Below are 22,311 nucleotides of genomic sequence, written 5' to 3'. Positions count from 1 at the left end.
GCGGTGGGGCTGCGCTGTGTCGATGGTAGCAGCGTCAGGCGGAACGGCATCGACTCGTTACTTATATAGATATTGATGCGTCGCGACATCAGGGTTTACGTTGACGCGGAAGGATCCGGCGGCGGCGAATCGCTGCGCGGCCCAGACGCGGCGGGCGCTGGAGCGCCGTGGCGGCCCGCGCCCGCGGCGAACCGGGCCGCGCCCGCGAGCCCCTCGTCGACGAGGGCGCGATAGCCGCCGGCGCCTTCACGCGCGAGCGCCTGCTCCATGTCCCCCGGGGCGCTGTTCTCGTAGGCGGAGCGGCGGTCGGCAACGAGGGCCGCCTGGGGAAAGGCGGCGAGGGCCGTGGCCAGCGCCTCGGCTGCCGCGCGGGCACCGCCGCTTGGCACGACCCGATTGGCGAGCCCGATCGCCAGTGCTTCGTCGGCGTGAACTTCCCGCCCGGTCAGAATCAGATCGAGCGCGCGGGAGAGCCCGATGAGCCGCGGCAGGCGAATCGTGCCGCCGTCGATGAGCGGCACGCCGAAGCGGCGGCAGAACACGCCGAGCACGGCGTTTTCTTCGACCACGCGCAGGTCGCACATGGCGGCGAGTTCGAGGCCGCCCGCAACGGCATGCCCGGCGATCGCGGCGATGACGGGTTTCGTGAGGCGCATGCGCGTCGGCCCCATCGGGCCCGCTCCGCTGCCGTCGGCGCGCACGGCGTTGCGCCGGCGCGGGTCATGCATGGCGGTGAGGTCGGCGCCCGCGCAAAACGTCCCGCCAGCCCCGAACAGCACGGCGGCGCGCCAGCGCGGCTCGGCTTCGAAGCGCTCGAACGCCGCCGCCAGCGCGGTGGCGGTGGGGCCGTCCACTGCATTGCGGCAATCAGGGCGGTCGAGCACGATCGTGGCCACTGCGCCGGCCGGCTCGATGCGCACGTGTTCGCCGAATGGCTCGATGCTTGCGTCGTGGTTCGTCGCGTTCGTGTCTGCATTCGTGTTCATGTTCACGATAGCCTCCGCATCCGCCAGGCGGCGGGATCGTTCAGACGAAATCAGCCGCGTACGTCACCGGTGTGTCATTATGTCGCGACACACTACCGTGTTTTACCATCGCCCGGTGCCGGGCGCGGCTTACCCCGCTGCGTGCGGCGTTTTACGGGCGTTACCGAACTCAGCACGCCATGTCTACGCTTGCGTCGCCTCATGCGGTTGCCGTCGCCCCCGCAGCCGGCTCGGAGCCGGTCTGGATCGTCCCCCTGCGCGATCACCCCCATTACGATCATGTCCGCCTGAGACGCATGCTCGGTGGCGAGGACGATTCGCGACATCGTGTCGTCGTCGTCGACGCGGCGAAGCTGCTGGCGTGCGCCGACCGGGACGATACCGATTACGTGCTGCCGCCCGTCGGCGATTGGCACGGCGGCAAGATTCGCGGCATCCGCGAGTACCTCGATCCGGCCAACGCACAGATCCCTTCGATGCCGTATGTCGCCGTGGCCTCTCGCCGCGCGCGCGGCGTGTTTGGCTGGCTCGGGTTCGAGCGCGAGGGGGTGGTCACGTTCCGCAACGGCCAACATCGCGCCCGGTATCTGGCGTATGCGGGTGCCTCGGCGTTTCCGGTCGAGGTTCACGAGCGCGAAGCCGAGATGCTGCTCGCGTTTTGCGGCGCCTGACCCGCGGCGCAGCCGCGCAGGCGTGAGCGTATCCGCGCGGCCTCGCCCGAAGCCTTGGCCGGACGAAAATGCTTGCCTAATGGGGCTTGATGGGGCAATGATCTAGGGCACCCGTCCTACGCGGCGCCGCCTCGGCGTTCGCGCTTCATCTGCCGGCGGAGTGGTTGCCTCGGCACTTGCTCCGATTTCCGCCGCCGTGGCGCGCGACGACAGGCGCCGCACCGCGTCGGCGGGCTCTCGTGCCGCCCAACGAATGCCCCAGCGCCCCCATCGATCATGTCCACGCCTGTTACACCGATTGCTTGCCCCCATGTCGTCTCGCTCGACGAAATTCTTCCCGAAGAACCGCTGCTGATGATGGGCGCCGGGCCCGTGCCAATTCCGGCCGCCGTTGCACACGCGAACACCATCGTCATCAATCACCTCGGCGCGACGATGTCGAAAGTGATCGGGCAAGTGAAGGACATGGCGCGCTACGTGTTTCAGACGCGCTCGAAATGGGTGCTCGGCGTGGCCGGCCCCGGCTCGGCCGCCATGGAAATGGCGATTTCGAATCTCGCGTGGCCCGGCACGCGTGTGCTCTCGATCAAGAACGGCTTTTTCAGCGCGCGCATGGCCGAGATGGCCCTGCGTTGCGGTGCCCAGGTTGCGACGCTCGAGGTGCCCGACCGCGCCGTCGCGAGCCTCGCCGACGTGGCCGACGCGCTCGCATGCGAAAAGCCCGACGTGGTGACGATCGTGCAGGGCGAGACTTCCAACACGGTTTGGAATCACCAGTTGAAGGAGATCGCTGCGCTTGCGAAGGCCGCGGGCGCGCTCGTCGTCGTCGATGCGGTCTGCACGCTGAGCACCATGCCGCTCGAGATGGACGCGTGGGGTATCGATGCCGTCATCACGGGCGGGCAAAAGGGCTTGTCGTCTATTCCGGGCGTCTCGCTGATCGCATTTTCCGACGCGGCATGGGCGCGCATGAAAGGTCGTGCGCAGCCCAACGCGCACTGGTGCCTCGACGCGTCGCTGGCCGAAAATTTCTGGCACAACGCGGGCTATCACTACACGGCGCCGGTATCGGGCGTGCTCGCCTTGCACGAGGCGTTGCGGCTCGTGTGCGCGGAGACGCTCGAGAAGCGCTTCGCGCGCCATCTCAAATGTGCGCTCGCGCTGCAAGCGGGCATTTCGGCGCTTGGACTGACGCTCTATACGCCCGAGATCTGCCGGCTCAACTCGGTGGTCGGCATAGAAATGCCGAACGGGCTGAGCCCAGCCGATGTCTGCGGCCATATCTCGCGCCATCATCAGGTCGAAATCTCGGGTTCTTTCGGCTTGCCGATCGTGCGCATCGGGCAGATGGGCGAGCAGTGCCGCGAGCACAACCTTTTTCGCACGCTGCACGCGCTCGGACGCACGATGATCGATCTCGGCGCGGCCGTCGATCTGCCGGCGGGCGTGGCGGCCCTCGAGCGTTCGCTGTCGGAAAGCGGCAGGGCGGCGCGCGCGGGCAGCGATCGTTTGCGCTGAAGCAGCAACACGGTGCGCCGCGTTCACCGGCTCGTCGCGATCAGAATGGCGCCGGCCGCCGCGAGCGCGGCGGACCAGAGCCAGTCGAAGTTGACCCAGCCGCGCCGTAACATGCCGAGCCCGAGGTATTCGTAGGCGGCGAATGCAACGAGGCCGCTCGTGGCCGAGGCCACGGCGGTGTGCACGAGTGTCGCGGCGAGTGCGGTTCCGCCCGCGGCGCTTGGCCCCCCGGCGCAAAGTGGCATCAATGCCGGTACGAGCATCAGCCCCGCACCGTGCAGCGTGGCCGTCGCCGCCGACCACAGCGCAAGCCCCGCGAAGCCGGCCGTCATGCCCACGGGCATGCGGTGACGGTGCCCAAACAGGTGGTGATAGCCGGCCCAGCCGATCAGCGCCGCGCCGAGCACGAGGCGTACGGCGCTCGCATTCGCGGCGAAGCTGAATGCGAGCGCGGAAGAGGTCAGCACGAACACCGATAGCGCATGGCCGAGGGCCAGCGGCGGCAAGGCGGCGAAAAGCGCCGCCCGACTGCCGCGCTGCAGGCCGAGTGCCGTGGCGAAGAGCCAGCCCATCGCCGGGTTGATGCCATGGAACACGCCGCTGCCGAAGATCGCGGCCCAACTTGCGGCGTCGGCCGTGCCGAGTGCGACGCTCATGATCGGACTGGCCCGTGCCCGTTACGGATAGCAGTAGGAATCCGAAGAGGCATCGCCGCCTTCGAGGCGGATCTGATGCGGCCGATGCGTGTCCGGCCACGCGAGATAGAACTCCCGATCGAACGCAAGCCCACCCGTTGCCGCCGCATCGAGCTTCACCATCCAGCCGTCGATGCCATCGGGATAGAACTGATCGTCGATAGCGCCATACAGCGAGTTCGTGAAGTAGACGCGTTTGCCGTCCCGGCTCACCTCCACCATCTGCGGGCCGCCGTTCAGCGGTTGGCCGCCCGCACGCGGATGCGACGCGCGCGATGCGATGCCGCCGATACGCACCGAGCCCGTGAGTTCGGGCTTGAACGGATCGGAGACGTCGTAGCGGCGCATGTCGCCCGTCCCCCAGCAGGCTACGTAAAGCGAGCGGTCGTCGAGCGAGAGCGCGATGTCGGTGACGAGCGGCGGCACGGCGCCGAAACCCTTGAGCATCGGCGGCAACTGGGCGGCATCGGCGGGCTCGGCCGGGATCTCGATGATCTTGCGCGCGGCCCATTGGTCGCCGTCGCGATACCAGATCCAGATCGAGGCGGAGAGATCCTTGAGGCTGATGACCGAATTCACGAAGCCATAGGCTTTGGTCGGATCGTGCGCCGGGCGCAGTTCGAATACGAGCTGATTTTCGGCGCCGAAGTCGAGCGTCTGCTTGTGCCGGCGCGTATTGAGATCCCAGAAATGCAGGCGATGTCCGTATTGTCCGCCCAGCAGTACTTCGGGCACGAGTCCGTTTTCGAACGTGGCCGGCAGGCCCCATTCGCTCGAAACGAGTGTGTCGAAGCCGAGGTGCCACCAGGCATCGTACGCGAGCTCCTGAGGGCCGCGCTCGATCTCCCAGCGTCCGCGCACGTCGAACGTTTCGTGATCGATGAGCAGCACGCCGCCAGGCGCTTCGCCTTCGGCGTTCGCGAGCGCGGTGACGTAGATGCCTTGCGGCCCGCAGTGCACGGTGTGCGGACGCGAGTAGCCAGACTTGCGCGCGAGTTCCTGCGGCTCGATCACGCGCGCAATCCTGGGGTGCCGTGGGTCGGGCTTCGTGTCGATGATGTGGATGCGCGACGAGCGCAGGCCGGGCACGACGAGATAGCGGCGTTCGGTATGCGGGTGCGGTGCGTTCGGGCACAGGCACGAGCTGCACGCATTCCAGCCGAAGTGATGGAGCTCGTCGCCGACGTTCGGCATGGCCACGCGCTCGACGATCGAGCCGTAGCCGGGCGAGCCTGGATCGACGTCGACGACGGCGAGCTCGTCAGGCACCTGCCGCTTCGGATCGAAGGCGGCGACGTAGGCGATCGTTTCCTTGGGGGCGTCGGCGGCAAGCCGCGCGGACGGGTAGAACGTCGGATCAGGTTTCCAGGACGACATGGCCTCTTCCTTTCGAGAAGCGGTGAAGCTGTCTATCGTAGGAGGCCGAAGTTCGAAATGGCAAGGAACGGAATCGAATGAGCAAATTACTCGATGCGTTTATGCGTTTATGCGTTTATGCGTTTATGCGATTCGCGGCTTGCGGCGCATGGGGCAAGCGCGTATCGCGCACGCCTCGGTCGAGGCATGCGCGACAAACATCGTGCGGATGGGCGGATGGGCGTCCGCCCGCGCGAATGTGTCGCCGGGTTCAGCGCTTGTCGGCGAGCGTCGTGTTGTAGGTCTGCCCGGCGACGATGACGTTCGTGAGTGTCATCGAGTCGACGTTGAATGCATAGATGGGGCCGGGCGACGTTACGGTGGGCGTGCCGGACGCCACGGGTGTGCCGAAATCGCAATCGCTGATCGTCACGTCCGAGATGGGCAACACGGCCGGCGCGGGCGCGGGGCCGTTGTAGTCCGACGCAACGGGCCCTTGCGCGACGATCGCCTGGAAACACGACGCCGTGGTGCCGCCCGAGCTGACGTTGGATGCCTTCACGCCCGAGATCGAGATGTTTTGGATCGTGGGTGGACGCGTGCGCGCGGCGTCGTTGGCCGGCTGGTAGTCGCAATCGAACGTGACGATGCCGCCTTGCGCCGCCGCCGGATTGCCGGCCGAGGCCGTGACGACCCCGAGCGGCACGCTGGCGTTGACCGGGCTCCCGGCAAGCATGGCGCTGCCGTATCCGCTGCCCTTCAGGCTCACCCCGTTCGGCAGCGATACGCCTTTCACGTGGAAGTCCTTCACATAGCCGCCGCGGTTCATGTTCGTCTTCACGCGAATGGCGATATTGAGCGGGTTCGTCTGCCAGTTCGCGTTGAGCATCGACAGATTCGTGGCATAGATCGCCTCGACACCGCCGCCCATTTCGCTGCCGAGCGTGATGCCGCCGTGGCCGCTGTTCATCGTGCAGTTTCGGATCAGATGGCGGCGTGCCGGGCCGTATTCGGTATCGCGATCCTTGCCCGACTTGATGGCTATGCAGTCGTCGCCCGTATTGAACGTGCAGTTTTCGACGAGCACGTTCGTGCACGCGTCCGGGTCGAAGCCATCGTTGTTCGGGCCGATGCTGTCGGTCGTGACGCCGCGGAATACGACGTTGCTGCAGGCGGTCGGATGGTGCTGCCAGAACGGCGTGTTCTGCGTCTGATAGCGCTCCATCAGCACGTTTTCGCAGCCGATGAATTCGACCATACAGGGACGCAGATAATGACCGAGACCGAAGATGCGCTTCTCCACGGGCACCCCCGCCTCGGAAAGCGCGGGCAGGTAATTCTGATCCTGCTGCCAGGGCGTGGTGGGCGAGGTGAGCATGGCGTAAAGCGCATCGGAAATGCCGGGCGCGACGAGGCGCAGGTCGACATTGTTCGGGTTCGCATAAACCTGGCTCGGCACCGAGGCGCCGCCGCCATAGACGCCCGTCGATCCTTTGTACGTCCACCAGCAGACACTGCTGTCGCCGCTGCCCGCGAATGGCGTCATCGCCTGGCCGTTCAGTACCGAAGTCGGCCCCTCGCCGGTCAGCGCGATGTTGATCGCATTGCGTGCGTAGACGGGCGCGCCGTAGTTCAGGCAATCGTTGGCCTGCCAGCGGCTGTAGTAGAGCCGGCCGTTCGCGCCGCAGTCTACGGGCCCGTCCTTCGCGTAGTCGGCCGGGTTCGGACTGAAATAGATCGTGCAGTCGGCGCTCAGATGAAAGCGCACGTGGCTGAGCAGCACGATCGGTCCCGCGCAGTACCACGCGCCCGGCGGTACGACCACGCAACCGCCGCCTTCGCGGTGGCACGCTTCGATCGCCGCGAGGAAGGCAGGCCGGGAGTCGAACGAGCCCGGCGCGGGCGTGCGCTCGGAGCCGGGGCTCGGCGGCGATTTGGTGGTGTTGGTGTAGGGCGAACTGGCGGCGACGGTCGTGCACGCACGCGCGCCATAGGCCGTGACGTCGTATTCGCGTGGGCGAAAGGCGGCCTTGGTGACATGGGCGACGAGGGCGGCAATGCGTGCCGCGGCGCCGTGCTCGCCCCAGATCAGGTCCGCGGCGGAGCCCGCGCGCCCCGCCATGGCGGCCATGGCTCGCGCGGCGCCGAAGGGGCTCACCGCTAACAGCGTACTGCCCACGAGCGAACCACTCACGCCGAAGAATGCGCGGCGCGTAAGGCGGCCGGATCCCGCAGCAAACGACATGGAACCGCGACGAGTGCTTTTCTCTGCCATGTGCTCCTCCGATGAAATCGCGGGGCAGCGAGGGCCAGCCCGCTTTGCGCTTTGTCTGTGCGCTTTGTCTGCGCGTTTCGTCTGTGCGTTTCGTCTGTGCTTTTTGTCTGTTGTCGTACTACTGCGCAAAGTCTAAACGGGATCGCGATGCACCATATCTGCTGGTTTACCCGGGAAAATACTCAAGTCGTCGCTATCAGGTCCACGTTTTCGTTATCGGTCATCGTATAACTGAACCCTTCCCGCACGGGCATCTATGAGGGCGAGCCGGCAGACGACGCGCGCCTCCGTCCGCCGTCGTCAAACGGCGGCGGCTGGAGAATCGCCGCGCGTGTAGCGCAGGTAGAGGCTGACCGAGAGTATGGCTGCGGCTGCCGCGGCCACGGCGGCGACGAGAAATACCGAGCCGTAGCCGAAGGCACCCGCGACATAGCCGGCGAGGGGTCCCATGACACCGAGCGAGAGGTCGAAGAAGACGGAGTAGGCCGACAGCGCGGCGCCCCGGCTTGCGGGCGGCACGAGGCCGACGGCTTCCACGCCGAGCGATGGAAACACGAGTGCGAAGCCGAAGCCGGTAAGCGCGGCACCCGCGAGCGCCGCGTGCGGCACTTCGGCGAGCCATAGCAGTAACAGCCCCGCGCATTCGACGCAAAACGATGCCACGGCAACGCGGAACCCGCCGTAGGTCTTGATTGCGTTGGCGAAAAGCAGCCGCGCGCCGACGAACGAGAGCCCGAAGAGCGTCAGCGCGAGTGCCGCGTGTTGCCAGCCGCGCGCAGCGTAGTAAAGCGCGATGAACGTGGCGATGGCCCCGAAACCGGCGGTGCCGAGCGCAAGACCAATGCCGTGCGGCAGTACCCGCGCGAGCACGCTCGCGTAGCCCATGCGCTCGCCATGGACGACGGGAACCGGCGCGATGCGCCTGGCGAGGGCGTAGCCGATACCGGCCAGCACCATGGTCACGGCGCCGAGTGTCCAGAGCCCGAAGGCGTGCGACAGCAGCGCGCCGGCCGGCGCGCCGAGCGCCACCGCGCCGTAGTTCGCGATGCCGTTCCACGAAATCACGCGCGCGCTTTCTTGCGGCCCCACGCGGCCGATGCCCCAAAGAATCGCGCCCGTGCCGACGAAGCTTTCGCCGAAGCCGAGCACGAGGCGCGCAAGCGTGAGCACCGTGAGACTCAAGGCCGGCCACTTCGCGCAGGCCGTGGCCGCGAGCAGCAAGATGCCGCTTGCGCCGCAGGCGGCGAGGCCCGTCAGTACCGTCCGCTTCGCTCCGCGCGTATCGGCGCTGCGCCCTGCGTGCGGGCGCGAAGCAAGGGTCGCCGCGTACTGCACGCTGATCGCCGCGCCGGCCAGTACCGAGCCCATTCCGAGGTCGCCGTCGACGAACCCCGGCAGCACCGGCAGGGGGATGCCGATGATCAGGTAACAGACGAACGTGAAGAAAACGACAGTGACGATGCGCGCGGTCGAGGCGTATCCGGTCGCGGCGGACGAAGAGGAGGGAGCGGCAGACATGGGGATCGACGAGGAAATCGCACTGCGGCCGTTTGTTGCGCCGCAAAGCCGCCATTGTCACATGGAATCGATGGAACCGGTTTCTTTGCAGTGCAGCACGCCCTGCCGACGGGCGCCCGACGGATGCGCTAAGGTGACGGCTTCGCCTGTCCGCGAGGATCCGTACGATGAATCATCTTTTCGACCCGCTCGCCATTGGCGAGCTCGAGCTGTCCAACCGCATCGTCATTGCGCCGATGTGCCAGTATTCGGCCCGCCAAGGCTCGGCCACCGACTGGCACATGATCCATCTGGGCCAGCTCGCGCTTTCGGGCGCGGGGCTGCTGATCCTCGAGGCGACGGCCGTGTCCCCGGAGGGGCGCATCACGCCGGCCGACCTTGGGCTCTATTCGGACGAGAACGAGGCGGCACTGGCGCGCGTCGTTCACGCGCTGCGCGCTTACTCGCCGATCCGGCTCGCGATCCAGCTCGCGCATGCCGGCCGCAAGGCGTCGAGCCGCGCGCCCTGGGAGGGTGGCGCGCAGATCCCTTCGGATGCGCCCGACGGCTGGCGCACGCTCGCGCCTTCGGCCGTGCCGCACGGCGCAGACGAAGAGCCGCCACACGCACTGGACCGGGCCGGCCTCGACAAGGTCCGCGACGATTTCGCCGCGGCAGCCGCGCGCGCGGCGCGGCTCGGGTTCGACGCAATCGAGCTGCATGCGGCCCACGGCTATCTGCTGCATCAGTTCCTGTCGCCGCTCGCGAATCGTCGTGACGACGAATATGGCGGCAGCCTCGAGAATCGCATGCGTTTTCCGATCGAAGTGTTCGAGGCGGTGCGTGCGGCGTTTCCGCCCGAGCGCCCGGTCTGGGCGCGCATCTCGGCAACCGATTGGGTGCCCGGCGGCTGGGACATCGAAGGGACCGTCGCACTTTCGCAAGCGCTGAAGGCGCGCGGCTGCGCGGCCATACACGTGACGACCGGTGGCGTTTCGCCGCAACAGGCGATCAAACTCGGCCCGGGCTATCAGGTGCCCTACGCGCAACGCGTGAAAGCCGACGTGCGCTTGCCGACGATCGCCGTTGGCCTCATCACCGAGGCCGAGCAGGCCGAGGCGATCGTCGCGAACGATGAAGCGGACGCTGTCTCGCTTGCCCGGGCGATGCTCTACGATCCGCGCTGGCCCTGGCATGCGGCCGCGAAGCTTGGCGCGCGCGTGCATGCGCCGAGGCAGTACTGGCGTTCCCAGCCGCGCGAGCTGAAGGACCTCTTCATCGACGCGCATTACGGCCAGCGCTGAGCGGATTGCGAAAAGCGGCGCGCGAATCCTGTACCATCGGCGAGCCTCGCGCGTTGCCGCGCGGACCCTGACAGACGACCCGAGAGCCGAAGCCCAGACTCGCCACGCCGCTGCCGATGAAGCCCAACCCCGACCGCCCGCGACGCGCGCCGCGCCTCGTCGCCCGTTTCGTCGCAATTTCCTGGCGTGATCTCGCCGTCTCGTTCGGCCCGATCCTGGCGCTCTCGGCACTGGCCATCTGGGGAGCCATCCGCCTCATTCAGCCCGCTCCGCCGAGCACGCTGACGATGACGGCAGGCCCTCCGGGCAGCTCGTTCTGGAATGCAGCCCAGCGCTATCGGCAGATCCTCGCGCGCAACGGCATTACGCTGAACGTCGTGAGTTCGGAAGGATCGCTCGAGAACCTGCGGCGCTTGTCGGATCCCGCCTCGCACGTTGACGTGGGCTTCGTCCAGAGCGGGCTTCTGACCGCGGCGGCCGCATCCGCGGCATCGGGCGTGGCCGCGGGCGGCGAGCCAGGCTCGGCCGCACTGGCGGGCTCGGCGGCGGCGCCGGCCGTTTCTTCGACGAGCCGCGCCGCCTCGCCGCCGGCCTCGAGCGCGCTCGGCACGCCGGCGAGCGTCGCTGCGCCGCCCGCCGGACTCGTCTCGCTCGGCAGCGTCTCGTATGTGCCGTTCGTGATGTTCTATCGCGGCCCGCGCTACACGCTGCTTTCGGAATTTGCCGGCAAGCGTCTGGCAATCGGGCCCGAGGGCAGTGGCGCCCGGGCACTCGCGCTGGCGCTCCTGAAGGCCAACGGGATCGGACCGGGTGGGGCGACGGAGCTCGTGCCGCTGACCGGCGAGGAGGCGGCGCGCGCGTTGAGCGATGGCCGCATCGATGCCGCGTTCTTTGCCGGCGACTCCGCTCAGGTGCCGGTGATGGCGAGGCTCACGCGCGCACCCGGCATCCGGCTTTTTTCGTTTGCCCAGGCCGAAGCCTATACGCGGCGCTTTCCGTATCTGACGGATCTCGCGCTGCCGATGGGCGCGTTCGATCTTGGCAGGAATCTGCCGCCGCAAACCGTCCATACGCTCGCGTCGACGGCGGAGCTGATCGCGCGCGATTCCCTGCACCCCGCGCTTTCCGATCTGCTGATCGAAGCCGCGCGCGAAGTGCACGGCCGTGCGACGCTGCTGCAGCGCGCCGGCGAATTTCCGGCGGCGCTCACGCACGACTTTCCGATCAGCGACGATGCGGCGCGCTACTACAAGTCGGGCAAGGGTTTTCTCTATCGGCTGTTGCCGTTCTGGCTGGCGAGCCTGGCCGACCGGCTCGTCGTGCTGATCGTGCCGATCGTCGTCGTGTTGATTCCGGGCCTGCGTCTCGTGCCGTCGCTCTACAGCTGGCGCGTGAAGTCGCGCATCTACCGCTGGTACGGCGCGCTCATCGCGATCGAGCGTGCCGCGCTCGGAGATGCGTCGGAGAGCGAGCGCGCCGCGCTGCTGGAGCGGCTCGACGCCATCGAGGCCGCCGTCAACCGGCTCAAGATGCCGTTGGCTTACGCGGACCAGTTCTACGTACTGCGCGAGCACATCGGCTTCGTGCGGGCCCGGCTGGTGAAAAACGCATGACCATCCGCACGGCGCCGCGCGTAAGATTCATGGAACGAGCGATGCTTTCGCCGGCTCGGCCGCATCGGCCCGGCGGCGTCCCGACGGGCAACCGGAGACTCCAATGACCCAAGCCATCGATGCGGCCACGCCGCTGTGGTTCTACGACTTCGTGTCGCCGTTTTCGTATCTGCTGCTCGAGCAGCAGGACAAATGGCCGAGCATGCCGTTCACGCTCGTGCCCGTCTCCGTGCAGGCGCTTTATCGACATTGGGGCCAACGGGCCGCGAGCGAGGTGCCGCCCAAGCGCGTGTTTACGTACCGGCATGCCCTGTTCCGCGCCGAACAGCTCGGCATCCCGTTTCGCATGCCGCCCGCGCATCCGTTCGATTCGACCAAGCCGCTGCTTCTCGCCGCCGCGATCGAGGCCGATCTCGCGACCGTATGCTCGATGTTCCGGTTCATCTGGCGCGAAGGGCGCGATCCGTCCACGGCAGATGGCTTCGCCGATTTGTGCAGTGCGGTCGGCATACCTCATGGCGAGCGCCTGATCGAGCACGAGGATTCGAAGGCCCGGCTGCAGCGCAACCTCGACGATGCGGTGGCGCTCGACGTCTTCGGCGTGCCCACCTTCCGCCTCAACCGGCAGATTTTCTGGGGCGAGGACGCGTTGCCGATGCTGTTGTACTGCGCGCGCTCGCCGGGCTGGCTCGAGTCGCCCGAGGTGCGCCGCGTAAGCGAGCTTCCGCTCGGTCACGCGGGCTGAGCAGCGCCGCGGCGGGGGACGCCCGCCGCCCGCCGCCCGCCGCGGGGGCGTCGAGACGGCGCTAGTGGTCGCCCGTGCGGCGGCGCTCGGCGATCCGGTATTCGGTGGGCGAGATCGCGAGTCGCTTGCGGAAGATCTTTGCGAGCCCGTCACCGCTGCTCACGCCGCAACGGCGAGCGATCTTGTCGACGGGCAGGTCGGTAGCGACGAGCAGCAGGCAGCTCGCATCGAGCCGGGCGCGCAGCAGGTACTCGGACGGCGTAAGCCCGATCTGCGACTTGAAGCGGCGCAGGAAGCTGCGCTCGCTCATGGCCGCCACTTGTGCCGCCTTCGCGACGGAGATCGGCTGGCCATAGTTCTCCCGCATCCAGCGTGCCGCGGCATTGATCTTTTCCCTGGCTCCGCCTTCGTCGAGTTCGCCCAGCACGGCACCTAGCCTGCGCCAGGCGCCCGGTATCGAGCGCTCGGCGATTTCGCGCGCCGCGTCGGCACCTCGCTCGCGCTTGACGATCGACAGCGCCGCCGCTATGGGGCCGAGCGGATCGTCGAGCGAGACCGGTTGCTCGAGCATTGGCGCGGTTCGTGCCGCCGCCGCGACCGCGAGCGGTACGCTCGGGCTCGAGCCGCCGCCCGGCGCTTCGCTGGGCGCATTGGCCGCGGCCAGGATGGCGAAGCCTTCGCCGATCGCCTTGATCGTGCGCGTATGTTCGAGCACCGCGCGCAGATGGCGAAGCAGCGTTTCATCGGATTTGGCGCGCGAGGCGCCGGGCCCGCCCGCGATGAAGAGCACGTCGAACCCGCTCGATGCGTAGTCTTCGAGCCGCTCGGACCACACGCGCATTGCGCCGCTGCTCGCCACGCTTCCGCCCGTGTCGGACACGACGACGAGTTCGTAAGATGCGTGCGGCGGCGGCGATTCGAGTTGCGCCATTTGCTCGATCCGCTCCGGCGGTGCATGCGTGCGCGCATGCGGCTCGGGCGGCGCTTCCGCCGTTGCGGCCGCATGGCCGTTTTCGAGCGCGCCGGTGGCGCGCTCGAGTTCCAGTTCGTCGGCGATGCGAAACACTTCGGCGACCGAGCTTACTTCGACGAGCGAAAACGCGTCGAAGATCAGAATAGCGATGCGTTTGGCCATGAGAGCAAAAATGCGGCGGGGAGCGTTCGACAAACCGGGCCGCGGGTGGGCTTCGTCCCGTGGCGACTGACGACGCACCGCGTTCGGACGCTGCAAGGAAGCGGCGCGATGCAAGGCGCGAGGCGGCTGCGTCGCATCATATGCAGCGCTCCGGCAACGCCTGTGGGCAGCGTCGGAAAAGCGCGAGATGTTGTCAGTTGCCATCGATACTTTCGCGCCGGGCGGCGCCAGCATTGCGATCAGCGGCGCTCGCCCATGTATCCCGCGGGCGCGGTGGCATGGGCCCTGGCCACGGCCGCGTTCGCCGACACCACGTAAAGCGGCTCCTCGCTCAGCGCGAGCGCGATTCGCCCGTTGGCGTACCGCATCGATGCGGGGTTGCCCATGGCGTCGAGCAGCGTGACGGTGCCCGAGGTGCCATCGTCGTCGACCTGCAGCGTGTAACGCACGCCATAGGTGGCGCTGAAGCCAGCCGATGCGCTCCAGACGTCGTTGTCGTGTGCCCAGAGCGCGGTGACGATCTTGCCGCCGCCGAGCCGCTGGAAGGCGTAGCCATAGACGCCGGCGGGCAGGCCGTTCAGACGGCCGATCGTGGTCGTGCCGTCGACGATGCGGGTCATCGCCGCCACGGCCATCGCGGCAGGCTTGGGGCTGATCGCGCCCGAGCCGTAGCTGCCCTTCGGATTCGAGAGATCGAAAAAGAGCCCGTAGCCGGGTGGGGCGTCGGGCGTGTCCGACGAGTAGAAGATGTAGGTCATGTCGGCGCCCTCGCCGAGCAGGATCAGATGCGTGCGCGCGACGACGGCGCCGTGGGCGAAGAGGACCTCGCGGCTAGGATAGGCCGGGCCGTAGCTCGTACCGACGTCGTAGCTGACACCCGTTTCGGTGGCGAAAAGCTTCGCGCCCGGCTTCAGGTACTTGACCATCGCGCCGCGCAGCTCGCGCATCGAGGCCGGTAGCGCATTGGCGGCAATCGCGGGGTTGGGGCTTGTCGCGAGGCGCTCCGGCGGATGCGAGGGCGAGCAGCCCGTATCGTAGTAGCCGTGTATCGCCATGCCGTCGAGATAGCGGCCGAGCCCGAGCGGCGCAAGCCGCGCGAGCCAGCGCGTGTTTTCGCGTACCGAGGCGTTGGCGGTCCCCATCACGACCGCATGCGGGTCGGTGGCGTGAATCGATTCGTAGGTCGCGCGATAGAGCGCGACGAAATGCGCGTCGGTGTCGCGCCACGGCAGGCCGCCCGTGTAATCGGGCTCCCAGGTTACCTGATAGTAGTTGCTCGATTGGCTGGGGAAGTAGGCCGTGCGGATCAGTGCGGAGTCAGTGCCGACGCGGCGCATGTAATCGCGGTATTGCGCTTCCGATACGGGGGCATAGCTGTGCGTGCGCTCGCCGGTCGGGCTCGCCCATCCGGGCAGGCCGTCGAGCTGGATCAGCCGCATGATGTCCCCCTTGCGGAAGTACGGGGCCAGCGTATCGACGCCCGGCTCGAATCTGTCGGCCTGCTTGGGCTCCAGCATGTACCAGTTGCGATTGTCGTTGGCCCAGGACAGACCGAGGGCTGGATAGAGCGGGCGGTATCCGTCGCCGTCGCAGCAGTGCTGGCCCGGGCGCAGATAATTCGTGCCCTGGCCGCCGAAGCGGTGCTGGTCCTGGCGTGCATAGGTTGGCGGCGGCAGCGATGCGCCGAGTTCGGGGAGTACGCCGAATGTGGCTATCCCGGCTGGCCGCGTGCCGCGCGCGGGCAGCGCACCGCTTGCCTCTGGAACGTCGCCCCCGCGCTCCGGGGAATTGGCGCGCGACGGCGCGAGGCCCGCCGACAGGGCAAAGTAGCCGGCCCGCGAAGCCCGGCATCGGAGCGTCCAGGTTTTTGTGCCGGACGTGATCGCGAAGCGGCCGCCGCCACGCACGGCGCCGCGCTCGTCGCGCACCTGCCACACGAGCTGGCCGTCGCGGGCGGTGCGCGTGGTGATGGCGACCGTGAACGGCTTCGTCAGCGCGAACATGCGCGTGCCGTCGCTGCCTGGCGTATCGGCCTCCAGCATGTCGCCTTGCGCGGCGGCCGGCGCAGGGCTGCCGGACGGCGGTTCGCAAACGATCGAGACGGGCGCGGCGCCGTGTGTCGCAGCGGGCGCCGAAGCGACGACGGCGGCGGCGTTCGCCGCTTCGGGCGGTATGGCGCCGATTGCGGTGCCGTCCTCGTCGCCATCCTGGCCGCAGGCCGTGCACAGCAGCACGAGGAGCGTGGCGATGCGGCGCGGCTCGGCGGCGGCACGGCAAGCCGCTCGCGCGCGCAGGCGGATGCGGGCAACACGGGAGGCGAGAATGGGCGAGCAGGAGGGCATGGCCAGGCGACGAACCGTACGGGACCGGACGGTCGACTCCATCACAATGCGCGCGCGGGCACGGTGGCCTGCCGCACATTGTGTATCGATGGACGGAGGTCCGCCGCCCGCTTGCTCCCTTGCCTCCCTGATTCGCCGTCGCGCTACTGCGCGACGTAGCCGGTCGGCACCGTGGCGTTCGCCTTGGCCACGGCCGCGTTTGCCGACACTACGTAAAGCGGCGCTTCGGTGAGTGACAGCGTAATGCGGCCGTTGCTGTAGGGCATCGATGCGGCGTTGCCCATGGCGTCGAGCACTGTGACCTGGCCCGAGGTGCCGTCGTCGTCGACCTGCAGCGTATAGGGCACGCTGTAGCTGGCGCTGAATCCGGCCGACGCGCTCCATACGGCGTTGTTGTGCGTCCAGAGTGCCGTGACGATCTTGCCGCCGCCGAGCCGCTGGAACGCATAGCCGTAGACACCGGCCGGCACGCCGTTCAAATAGCCGATCGTGCTCGTGCCGTCGACGATGCGAGTCATGGCCGCAACGGCCATCGCAGCGGGCTTCGGACTGATGTTGCTCGAACCGTAGCTGCCGTTCGCGCTCGAGAGGTCGAAGAACAGGCCGTAGCCGGGCGTATCGTCGGGACTATCGGACGAATAGAAGACGTAGGTCATGTCGGCGCCCTCGCCGAGCAGGATCAGATGCGTACGTGCGACCACGGCGCCTTGCGCGAAGAGGATGTCCTGGGTCGGATAGCTGGAGCCGTACGTGGCTCCGGTGTCATAGCTGATGCCGGTCTCGGTGGCGAAGAGCTTCGCGCCCGGCTTCAGGTACTTGGCCATCGCGCTGCGCAGCTCGCGCATCGAGGCCGGCAGCGCATTGGCGGCGGTGGCCGGATCCGGATCCGTGGCGAGACGTTCGGGCGGATGCGACGGCGACGTACCGGCATCGTAGTAGCCGTGCACCGTCAGGCCGTCGAGATACTGCGCGAGCCCGAGCGGTGCGAGGCGCGCGAGCCACTGGGTATTCGTGCGCAGGATCGCGGCGGTCACTCCCATCACGACGGCATTCGGATCGGTCGAATGCAGCCCCGTGTAGGCCGCCGCATACATGGCGACGAGATTGGCGTCGCTGTCGAGCCATTTGGTCGAGCCGCCGCCGTCGGGCTCCCAGGTGATCTGATAGTAGTTCTTCGCCTGATTCGGGAAGTAGGCGGCGCGAATGAGCGCCGAATCCGTGCCGACGCGGCTCGCGTAATCCTGGAAGGCGCTTTCGGATGCCGGCGCGTAACCGAGAGTCTGCGCGCCCGTGGGGCTGGCCCAGCCCGGAATGCCGTCGAGTTGGATGAGCCGGCTGATGTCGCCGTTTCTGAAGTACGGTGCGAGCGTGCCTGTGCCTGGCACGAACGTGTTCGGACCGTTCGGCTCCTCCATGTACCAGTTGCGGTTGTCGTTCGCCCACGCGAGGCCGAGGTCCGCATAGAGCGGACGATAGCCGTCGCCGCTGCAGCAGGTCTGGCCGGCGATCAGATAGTTGGCGCCCTGCCCGCCGAAGCGATGCTGGTCCTGACGGGCGAAGCTCGCGGCGGGCAGCGTGGCCGATACGTCGGGCCGTACGCCGAACGTCGCGACCCCTGCCGGGCGCGTGCCGCGCGCGGGCAACTGGCTGCTCTCTTTCGCAAGCGTGGCCGATATGGCGAAGTAGCCCGCGAGGGTCGACGAACAATCGAGCGTGACCGAATGCGCACCGCTTTGCACGGGCACCGTACCGCTCGCGCGCACGACGTTCCAGTTGTCGCGGACTTGCCATGCGAGGGTGTCGCTTTGCGACGTGCGCGTCGTGAGCGCGATCTGAAAGTTCGAGCCCAGCGCGAACGTGCGCGAGCCATCGCTGCCGGGCGTGTCGGCTTCGACTGCGTCGCCGCTCGTGGAAGCCGCGTTCGTCGGCGCGGACGGGGCACCGCAGGTCAGCGCTTCGCCGCCGGCGGCAACGATCGGCGTGATCGAAGTGGAGTTCGTCTGCCCGGCCGCCGAACTCGTGCCGGACGAAGCGCCGCCCGATCCACCGCACGCGGCGAGCATTGCGACGGCGCCCGCAATGGCGGCGCCGAGCCCGACGCGCGCAACCGTAGGGCGCAGGCGAACGGACGACGTGAGATGGCGATGAGGGGTTTTCGAATGATCGATGGGGGAATAGGCGTTCGTTCGTTCCATTCTTTATCGTCTGGAAAAAGCGCCCGCACCATGAAAAAGACAAGCGCAGGCATCGCGCATCGCGGGAGGGCGATGTGCGGCGCCGCCAGTGGCGGCCGATAAGAGGAAATAGCGCGTTCGCGTATCGGGCAGGGACGGCAACGCCCCCCGGCACGTGAGGCAAGGCGGACCGAAACGGGCCGCCTGTGCGGCGACTCGATGCACCGCGCTTCGGTTGAGCGAGGATCCGGGATGATGTGCAAACGTTTGCGTTCGACGAAATCCCGAGACGACGACTCGCAGCGAAAGACTACAGACTTTCGGTAATTTTCGGGAGTGAAACACCTAGTCGATTTATGCAGGTGCGCTGGCGGATCGATACGGGGCCATGGTGCTCGCACGGCGGCAAGCCGCTCGCGTCGCGCTCATGCGATGTTTCGTCCGTGCATCGTTTGCCGACTCGACGGCCCGACGCGCCGCACTTCGTCGCAGGCGTCCGACCGACGCCGATCTCAAGGGAGTCGCGGTGAACCGCGCGCGAGGCCGCGCCCCCGAGCCGCGCCTGTCCCGCGTTTTCGGTGCGGGGCTTGATGCGCCGCAGCGTGCAAACAGATCATGAATTGATGGATTGCGCGGGCCGGGGATAAGAAGTCCCGCTTTATTACGCCAGCCAGCAATGTGTCTTTGTTCAGACCATGCATGCCATATTGTGGGTAGCTCGAAGCGGTGCGCATGAATCGAACTTGAAACATGAAAATTGAATGCGACAATCTGTTCGCTGATACGAAATAGGAAATTAAGAGCTTTATTTCCGATCGCCGCACCGGCGGTTCGCTAGCCTTTATTCGCCAGTGTGGGGTGCGCAACACAACGTCGGCTCGACTGCGCTTATCGTACGTCTCGTGCGTTTGTTCGGGAGTGTCTTCGGGCAGCCTCTGGCTGCGGGCGCATTGAGCCCGGCAGTCGTTCTCTTGCCGCGAAGCCTCGTATCACGAGCTGCCGCGCGTTTTCTCATCGGCTCGCACGAAGCCGAGTCTACTGATCATCGCAAGCCACGTAACGAAGGAGACGAACGCCGGCCGCCAACGGCGGCACGACCGTCGGCACTGTTTTTGCCGAGCGGACGGCGTTCAGCAGTCAAATGACGTGGCGGTGAATTCGGTAATTGAATTGTGTATGTGCCCGACTGTTCCGGCCTGGTGCGGCGAACGGCGGATTTAGACGTCGGATTCATAAGACAGCGAACGGAATCATTCCGCCAACATGTCGGCGAATTGCGTCACGGAATCCGCAATGCTTATCCGTGCTGGCTATGATGCACTGCAAATTGACGAAAGAGGGCAGCCAATATGCAGGCAATGACTATCGAGGGAAATGCCATGCCTTACGCCAGTATCGAACCCGCGCTGACAGGTTGGTTGTCCGTTGGCGAGAAGCGCGCGCACAGCGCCACGCGCAGCGTCGCGATCGTGCTGTTCGACGGATTTTCGCTGCTTGGGGCAGGGCTCGTTGCCGAGGTGTTCCACGTCGCCAACGAGCTCGTTGCTACACGATCGCATGAGGATTGGATCTACGACGTTTCGTTCCTTTCGGCCGGCGGCGGCAACGTAAGTTGCTCGTCGTCGGTGCGCGTGTGGACCGACGGGCTCGATGCGCGCCATTACAGCGGCTTCGATGCGCTCTTCGTCGCGGGCGGAAAGGGCGCCAGCGTCGCGGCCAACGACGAACGTCTGATCGGCTGGCTGCGCCGCGTGCAGGTGAAGACGAGCAATGTCCGCTCGATCGAGGAAGGGCACTTGCTGCTCGAGGCCGCCGGCATCGGTAATCGCGACAGCGGTCATCAATTCAGTTCGTATCTTCGTCAGGCCGGCAACGAGACGCCCGTCGTCGAAGCAGGCGACAGGCTCGCGCCGATGAAAGGCGCGCTCGCGATCGTCAAGCGCGACCTCGGTCTCGATATCGCGAAGAGCGTGGCAGAGCGGCTGATGCCGGGCTCGAGCGCGCGCTTCGTGCCGATTCTCGGCGATGCCGGTGCCGCGAGCGCGGGCGACAAGATCCGCGCGGCCGCGCGCTGGATCCAGGACAACTGCGAGCGCCCGATTTCGATTGCCGACGCGGCGCAGGTCGCCGCCATGAGCGAGCGCAATTTCCTGCGGCGCTTCAAGCTGGAACTCGGCATGACCCCGTCGGATTACCTGTTGCAGGTGCGCCTCGCGATCACGTGCAGCCTGCTCATCGATTCCGAGCTCCCCGTCGACAAGATCGCGCGGCGCAGCGGCATGGGTAATGGCGACCGGCTGGCGAAGATCTTTCGCAAACGCATGATGGTGTCGCCCACCGAGTTCCGCGTGCAAAGCCGCCGCGAAGCGCGCGGTTGACCACAGGAGCGAAGCATGAGGCCTCTCACACAACAATATGGCGACGGGAAGCGCGCGATGCCCACGATGCTGCCGCGCGACACCGTCGGGGCGCGGGCCGCTGTCGTCGGCAAGTCGTGCCGGCGCATCGTTCCGGTCGTGCTCGCGGGCGGCTCCGGCACACGGCTTTGGCCGATGTCGCGCGAGCACTATCCGAAGCAGCTCATCGGCGTGATCGGCGCCGATACGCTGCTGCAGGCGACGGTGCGCCGTCTCGACGGTTTTCCCGACGGTTGGACGCTCGCGGAGTCGCCTGTCATCGTCTGCGGCGGCGAGCACTGCTTTCTCATCGACGAACAATTGCGGGCGAGCGGGGTCACGCCGCAGCTCATCGTCGAGCCCGCGCGGCGCGACACCGCTCCGGCACTCACGCTCGCGGCGGCGCACGCATGCGCCGAGGGCGAGGACGCGGTTCTCGTCGTCATGCCGGCCGATCATTCGATCGCCGACGTCCGCGCGCTTCAAGCCGCGCTCGAGCGCGCCGCACGATACGCGGAGCAGGGTGCGATCGCAACGCTCGGCGTACCGCCGACGCGGGCCGATACGGGTTTCGGCTATATCCGCGTGGGAGATGCGCTCGGCGACGGCGCGTACGGCGTCGAAGGATTCGTCGAAAAGCCCGCGGCCGAGCTGGCTGCGCAATATCTCGCAGCGGGCACGTATTGGTGGAACAGCGGAATTTTCGTCATGCGCGCTTCGGTGTGGCTCGACGCGGTGGCCGCGCTCAGGCCCGACATGCACGACGCGTGCATGGCCGCATTCGAACACGGCACGCGAGCCGGCGAGCATTTCCATCCCGCGCCCGCTGCCTTTGCGGACACACCCGCCGATTCGATCGACTATGCCGTCATGGAGCATCTCGGCTCGGCCGATGCGCCGTTTCGCGGCGTGGTCGTGCCGCTCGAGGCAGGCTGGTCCGATCTCGGCTCCTGGGATGCCGTATGGGACGCGCTCGCCAAGGACGGCGACGGCAACGTCGCGCGCGGCCGCGTCGTGTTCGAAGGCGCGACGTCGACCTACGCGCATTCGGAGGGACGCCTCGTTGCCTGCGTGGGTACGACGGATCTCGTCGTCGTGGAAACGGCCGACGCGGTGCTCGTTGCCGATCGCTCGCACGTGCAGCGCATCAAAGGTCTCGTCGCGCGCATCAAGGCCGATCACGCACCCGAGGCGGATGCCCATCGGAAAGTGCGGCGCCCGTGGGGCTCTTACGACTCCGTCGATCGCGGCGATCGCTTTCAGGTCAAGCGCATCGTCGTCTCGCCGGGTGCGCGGCTCTCGCTTCAGATGCACCACCATCGCGCGGAGCATTGGATCGTCGTGCGCGGTACGGCGCGCGTCACGCGCGGCGACGATGCGTTCCTGCTGAGCGAGAACGAGTCGACTTATATCCCGCTCGGCGTGACGCACCGGCTCGAGAATCCGGGGAAAGTGCCGCTCGAAATCATCGAGGTGCAGTCGGGCGCGTATCTGGGCGAGGACGACATCGTGCGATTCGACGACCAATATGGCCGCTGCGAGCCGCCGGCCCCCGTGAGCACCGGCACCGACGGCCGGGTGCCGGGTTGAGTGGCGCGGAGGCC

Annotated in this window: 15 protein-coding genes; 7 read left to right on the top strand and 8 right to left on the bottom strand. The window is 67.2% G+C overall.

Going from position 1 to position 22,311, the window contains the following annotated elements:
* Positions 1-95 precede the first annotated feature (95 nt).
* Positions 96-986, bottom strand: coding sequence for a crotonase/enoyl-CoA hydratase family protein (locus U0034_RS05475; protein WP_085223620.1), 891 nt, complete (start codon positions 984-986; stop codon positions 96-98).
* 179 nt (positions 987-1,165) lie between these two features.
* On the opposite strand from U0034_RS05475, the gene U0034_RS05470 reads away from it, so the two are divergent.
* Together U0034_RS05470 and U0034_RS05465 are read left to right on the top strand one after the other, a co-directional pair.
* Entirely contained in the window at positions 1,166-1,657 is a 492-nt protein-coding gene (locus tag U0034_RS05470; protein ID WP_233211968.1) for a plasmid fertility inhibition factor family protein, read from the top strand.
* A 276-nt stretch (positions 1,658-1,933) separates the two neighbouring features.
* Entirely contained in the window at positions 1,934-3,175 is a 1,242-nt protein-coding gene (locus tag U0034_RS05465) for a pyridoxal-phosphate-dependent aminotransferase family protein (RefSeq protein ID WP_085223622.1), read from the top strand.
* Positions 3,176-3,198: 23 nt separating this feature from the next.
* Here U0034_RS05465 and U0034_RS05460 read toward each other — a convergent pair whose 3' ends face one another.
* The 4 genes from U0034_RS05460 to U0034_RS05445 all read right to left on the bottom strand — a co-directional run bounded on the left by U0034_RS05460 (position 3,199) and on the right by U0034_RS05445 (position 9,019).
* Positions 3,199-3,831, bottom strand: a complete 633-nt coding sequence (locus U0034_RS05460; RefSeq protein WP_085223624.1) for a hypothetical protein — start codon at positions 3,829-3,831, stop codon at positions 3,199-3,201.
* Positions 3,832-3,852: 21 nt separating this feature from the next.
* Positions 3,853-5,247, bottom strand: coding sequence for a selenium-binding family protein (locus U0034_RS05455; RefSeq protein ID WP_085223626.1), 1,395 nt, complete (start codon positions 5,245-5,247; stop codon positions 3,853-3,855).
* 250 nt (positions 5,248-5,497) lie between these two features.
* Positions 5,498-7,501: a glycoside hydrolase family 28 protein gene (locus U0034_RS05450; RefSeq protein WP_085223628.1), complete on the bottom strand. Its 2,004-nt coding sequence runs from the start codon at positions 7,499-7,501 to the stop codon at positions 5,498-5,500.
* A 300-nt stretch (positions 7,502-7,801) separates the two neighbouring features.
* Positions 7,802-9,019, bottom strand: a complete 1,218-nt coding sequence (locus U0034_RS05445) for an MFS transporter (RefSeq protein WP_085223630.1) — start codon at positions 9,017-9,019, stop codon at positions 7,802-7,804.
* A 167-nt stretch (positions 9,020-9,186) separates the two neighbouring features.
* Between U0034_RS05445 and U0034_RS05440 the strand changes: the two genes are divergently transcribed.
* From U0034_RS05440 to U0034_RS05430, 3 genes are all read left to right on the top strand, one after another.
* The gene (locus U0034_RS05440) at positions 9,187-10,302 is read left to right on the top strand and encodes an NADH:flavin oxidoreductase/NADH oxidase (protein ID WP_085223632.1); all 1,116 of its coding nucleotides are present in this window, start codon (positions 9,187-9,189) and stop codon (positions 10,300-10,302) included.
* A 116-nt stretch (positions 10,303-10,418) separates the two neighbouring features.
* On the top strand, positions 10,419-11,915 hold the full coding sequence (locus U0034_RS05435; RefSeq protein WP_085223634.1) for a TAXI family TRAP transporter solute-binding subunit: 1,497 nt from the start codon (positions 10,419-10,421) through the stop codon (positions 11,913-11,915).
* Positions 11,916-12,018: 103 nt separating this feature from the next.
* The gene (locus U0034_RS05430) at positions 12,019-12,660 is read left to right on the top strand and encodes a DsbA family protein (protein WP_085223636.1); all 642 of its coding nucleotides are present in this window, start codon (positions 12,019-12,021) and stop codon (positions 12,658-12,660) included.
* A gap of 61 nt (positions 12,661-12,721) precedes the next feature.
* Here U0034_RS05430 and U0034_RS05425 read toward each other — a convergent pair whose 3' ends face one another.
* The 3 genes from U0034_RS05425 to U0034_RS05415 all read right to left on the bottom strand — a co-directional run bounded on the left by U0034_RS05425 (position 12,722) and on the right by U0034_RS05415 (position 18,332).
* Positions 12,722-13,795 (bottom strand): helix-turn-helix domain-containing protein, encoded by a 1,074-nt coding sequence (locus U0034_RS05425; RefSeq protein WP_085223638.1) that lies wholly within the window; start codon positions 13,793-13,795, stop codon positions 12,722-12,724.
* 239 nt (positions 13,796-14,034) lie between these two features.
* Positions 14,035-16,137 carry a hypothetical protein gene (locus U0034_RS05420; RefSeq protein WP_233211967.1) on the bottom strand — a complete coding sequence of 701 codons (2,103 nt, stop codon included), beginning with the start codon at positions 16,135-16,137 and terminating at the stop codon, positions 14,035-14,037.
* A gap of 143 nt (positions 16,138-16,280) precedes the next feature.
* On the bottom strand, positions 16,281-18,332 hold the full coding sequence (locus U0034_RS05415) for a hypothetical protein (protein ID WP_085223640.1): 2,052 nt from the start codon (positions 18,330-18,332) through the stop codon (positions 16,281-16,283).
* 1,358 nt (positions 18,333-19,690) lie between these two features.
* Between U0034_RS05415 and U0034_RS05410 the strand changes: the two genes are divergently transcribed.
* Complete coding sequence (locus U0034_RS05410) at positions 19,691-20,689, top strand: GlxA family transcriptional regulator (RefSeq protein WP_085223644.1); 999 nt, start codon at positions 19,691-19,693, stop codon at positions 20,687-20,689.
* A 57-nt stretch (positions 20,690-20,746) separates the two neighbouring features.
* A complete protein-coding gene (locus tag U0034_RS05405; protein WP_102623009.1) occupies positions 20,747-22,297 on the top strand; it encodes a mannose-1-phosphate guanylyltransferase/mannose-6-phosphate isomerase in 1,551 nt (516 codons plus the stop codon).
* The last annotated feature ends 14 nt before the right edge of the window (positions 22,298-22,311 follow it).

The organism is Trinickia caryophylli, from assembly GCF_034424545.1.
Lineage (GTDB): Bacteria > Pseudomonadota > Gammaproteobacteria > Burkholderiales > Burkholderiaceae > Trinickia > Trinickia caryophylli.
Note: the sequence above shows the minus strand (reverse complement) of the source record. Positions and strands in the feature narration are given on the sequence as shown.

Excerpts from the sequence above, each read along its gene's own strand:
- U0034_RS05475 (WP_085223620.1), bottom strand. The coding sequence starts at position 986 with ATGAACACGAATGCAGACACGAACGCGACGAACCACGACGCAAGCATC.
- U0034_RS05470 (WP_233211968.1), top strand. The coding sequence starts at position 1,166 with ATGTCTACGCTTGCGTCGCCTCATGCGGTTGCCGTCGCCCCCGCAGCC.
- U0034_RS05465 (WP_085223622.1), top strand. The coding sequence starts at position 1,934 with ATGTCCACGCCTGTTACACCGATTGCTTGCCCCCATGTCGTCTCGCTC.
- U0034_RS05460 (WP_085223624.1), bottom strand. The coding sequence starts at position 3,831 with ATGAGCGTCGCACTCGGCACGGCCGACGCCGCAAGTTGGGCCGCGATC.
- U0034_RS05455 (WP_085223626.1), bottom strand. The coding sequence starts at position 5,247 with ATGTCGTCCTGGAAACCTGATCCGACGTTCTACCCGTCCGCGCGGCTT.
- U0034_RS05450 (WP_085223628.1), bottom strand. The coding sequence starts at position 7,501 with ATGGCAGAGAAAAGCACTCGTCGCGGTTCCATGTCGTTTGCTGCGGGA.
- U0034_RS05445 (WP_085223630.1), bottom strand. The coding sequence starts at position 9,019 with ATGTCTGCCGCTCCCTCCTCTTCGTCCGCCGCGACCGGATACGCCTCG.
- U0034_RS05440 (WP_085223632.1), top strand. The coding sequence starts at position 9,187 with ATGAATCATCTTTTCGACCCGCTCGCCATTGGCGAGCTCGAGCTGTCC.
- U0034_RS05435 (WP_085223634.1), top strand. The coding sequence starts at position 10,419 with ATGAAGCCCAACCCCGACCGCCCGCGACGCGCGCCGCGCCTCGTCGCC.
- U0034_RS05430 (WP_085223636.1), top strand. The coding sequence starts at position 12,019 with ATGACCCAAGCCATCGATGCGGCCACGCCGCTGTGGTTCTACGACTTC.
- U0034_RS05425 (WP_085223638.1), bottom strand. The coding sequence starts at position 13,795 with ATGGCCAAACGCATCGCTATTCTGATCTTCGACGCGTTTTCGCTCGTC.
- U0034_RS05420 (WP_233211967.1), bottom strand. The coding sequence starts at position 16,137 with ATGCCCTCCTGCTCGCCCATTCTCGCCTCCCGTGTTGCCCGCATCCGC.
- U0034_RS05415 (WP_085223640.1), bottom strand. The coding sequence starts at position 18,332 with ATGGAACGAACGAACGCCTATTCCCCCATCGATCATTCGAAAACCCCT.
- U0034_RS05410 (WP_085223644.1), top strand. The coding sequence starts at position 19,691 with ATGCCTTACGCCAGTATCGAACCCGCGCTGACAGGTTGGTTGTCCGTT.
- U0034_RS05405 (WP_102623009.1), top strand. The coding sequence starts at position 20,747 with ATGCCCACGATGCTGCCGCGCGACACCGTCGGGGCGCGGGCCGCTGTC.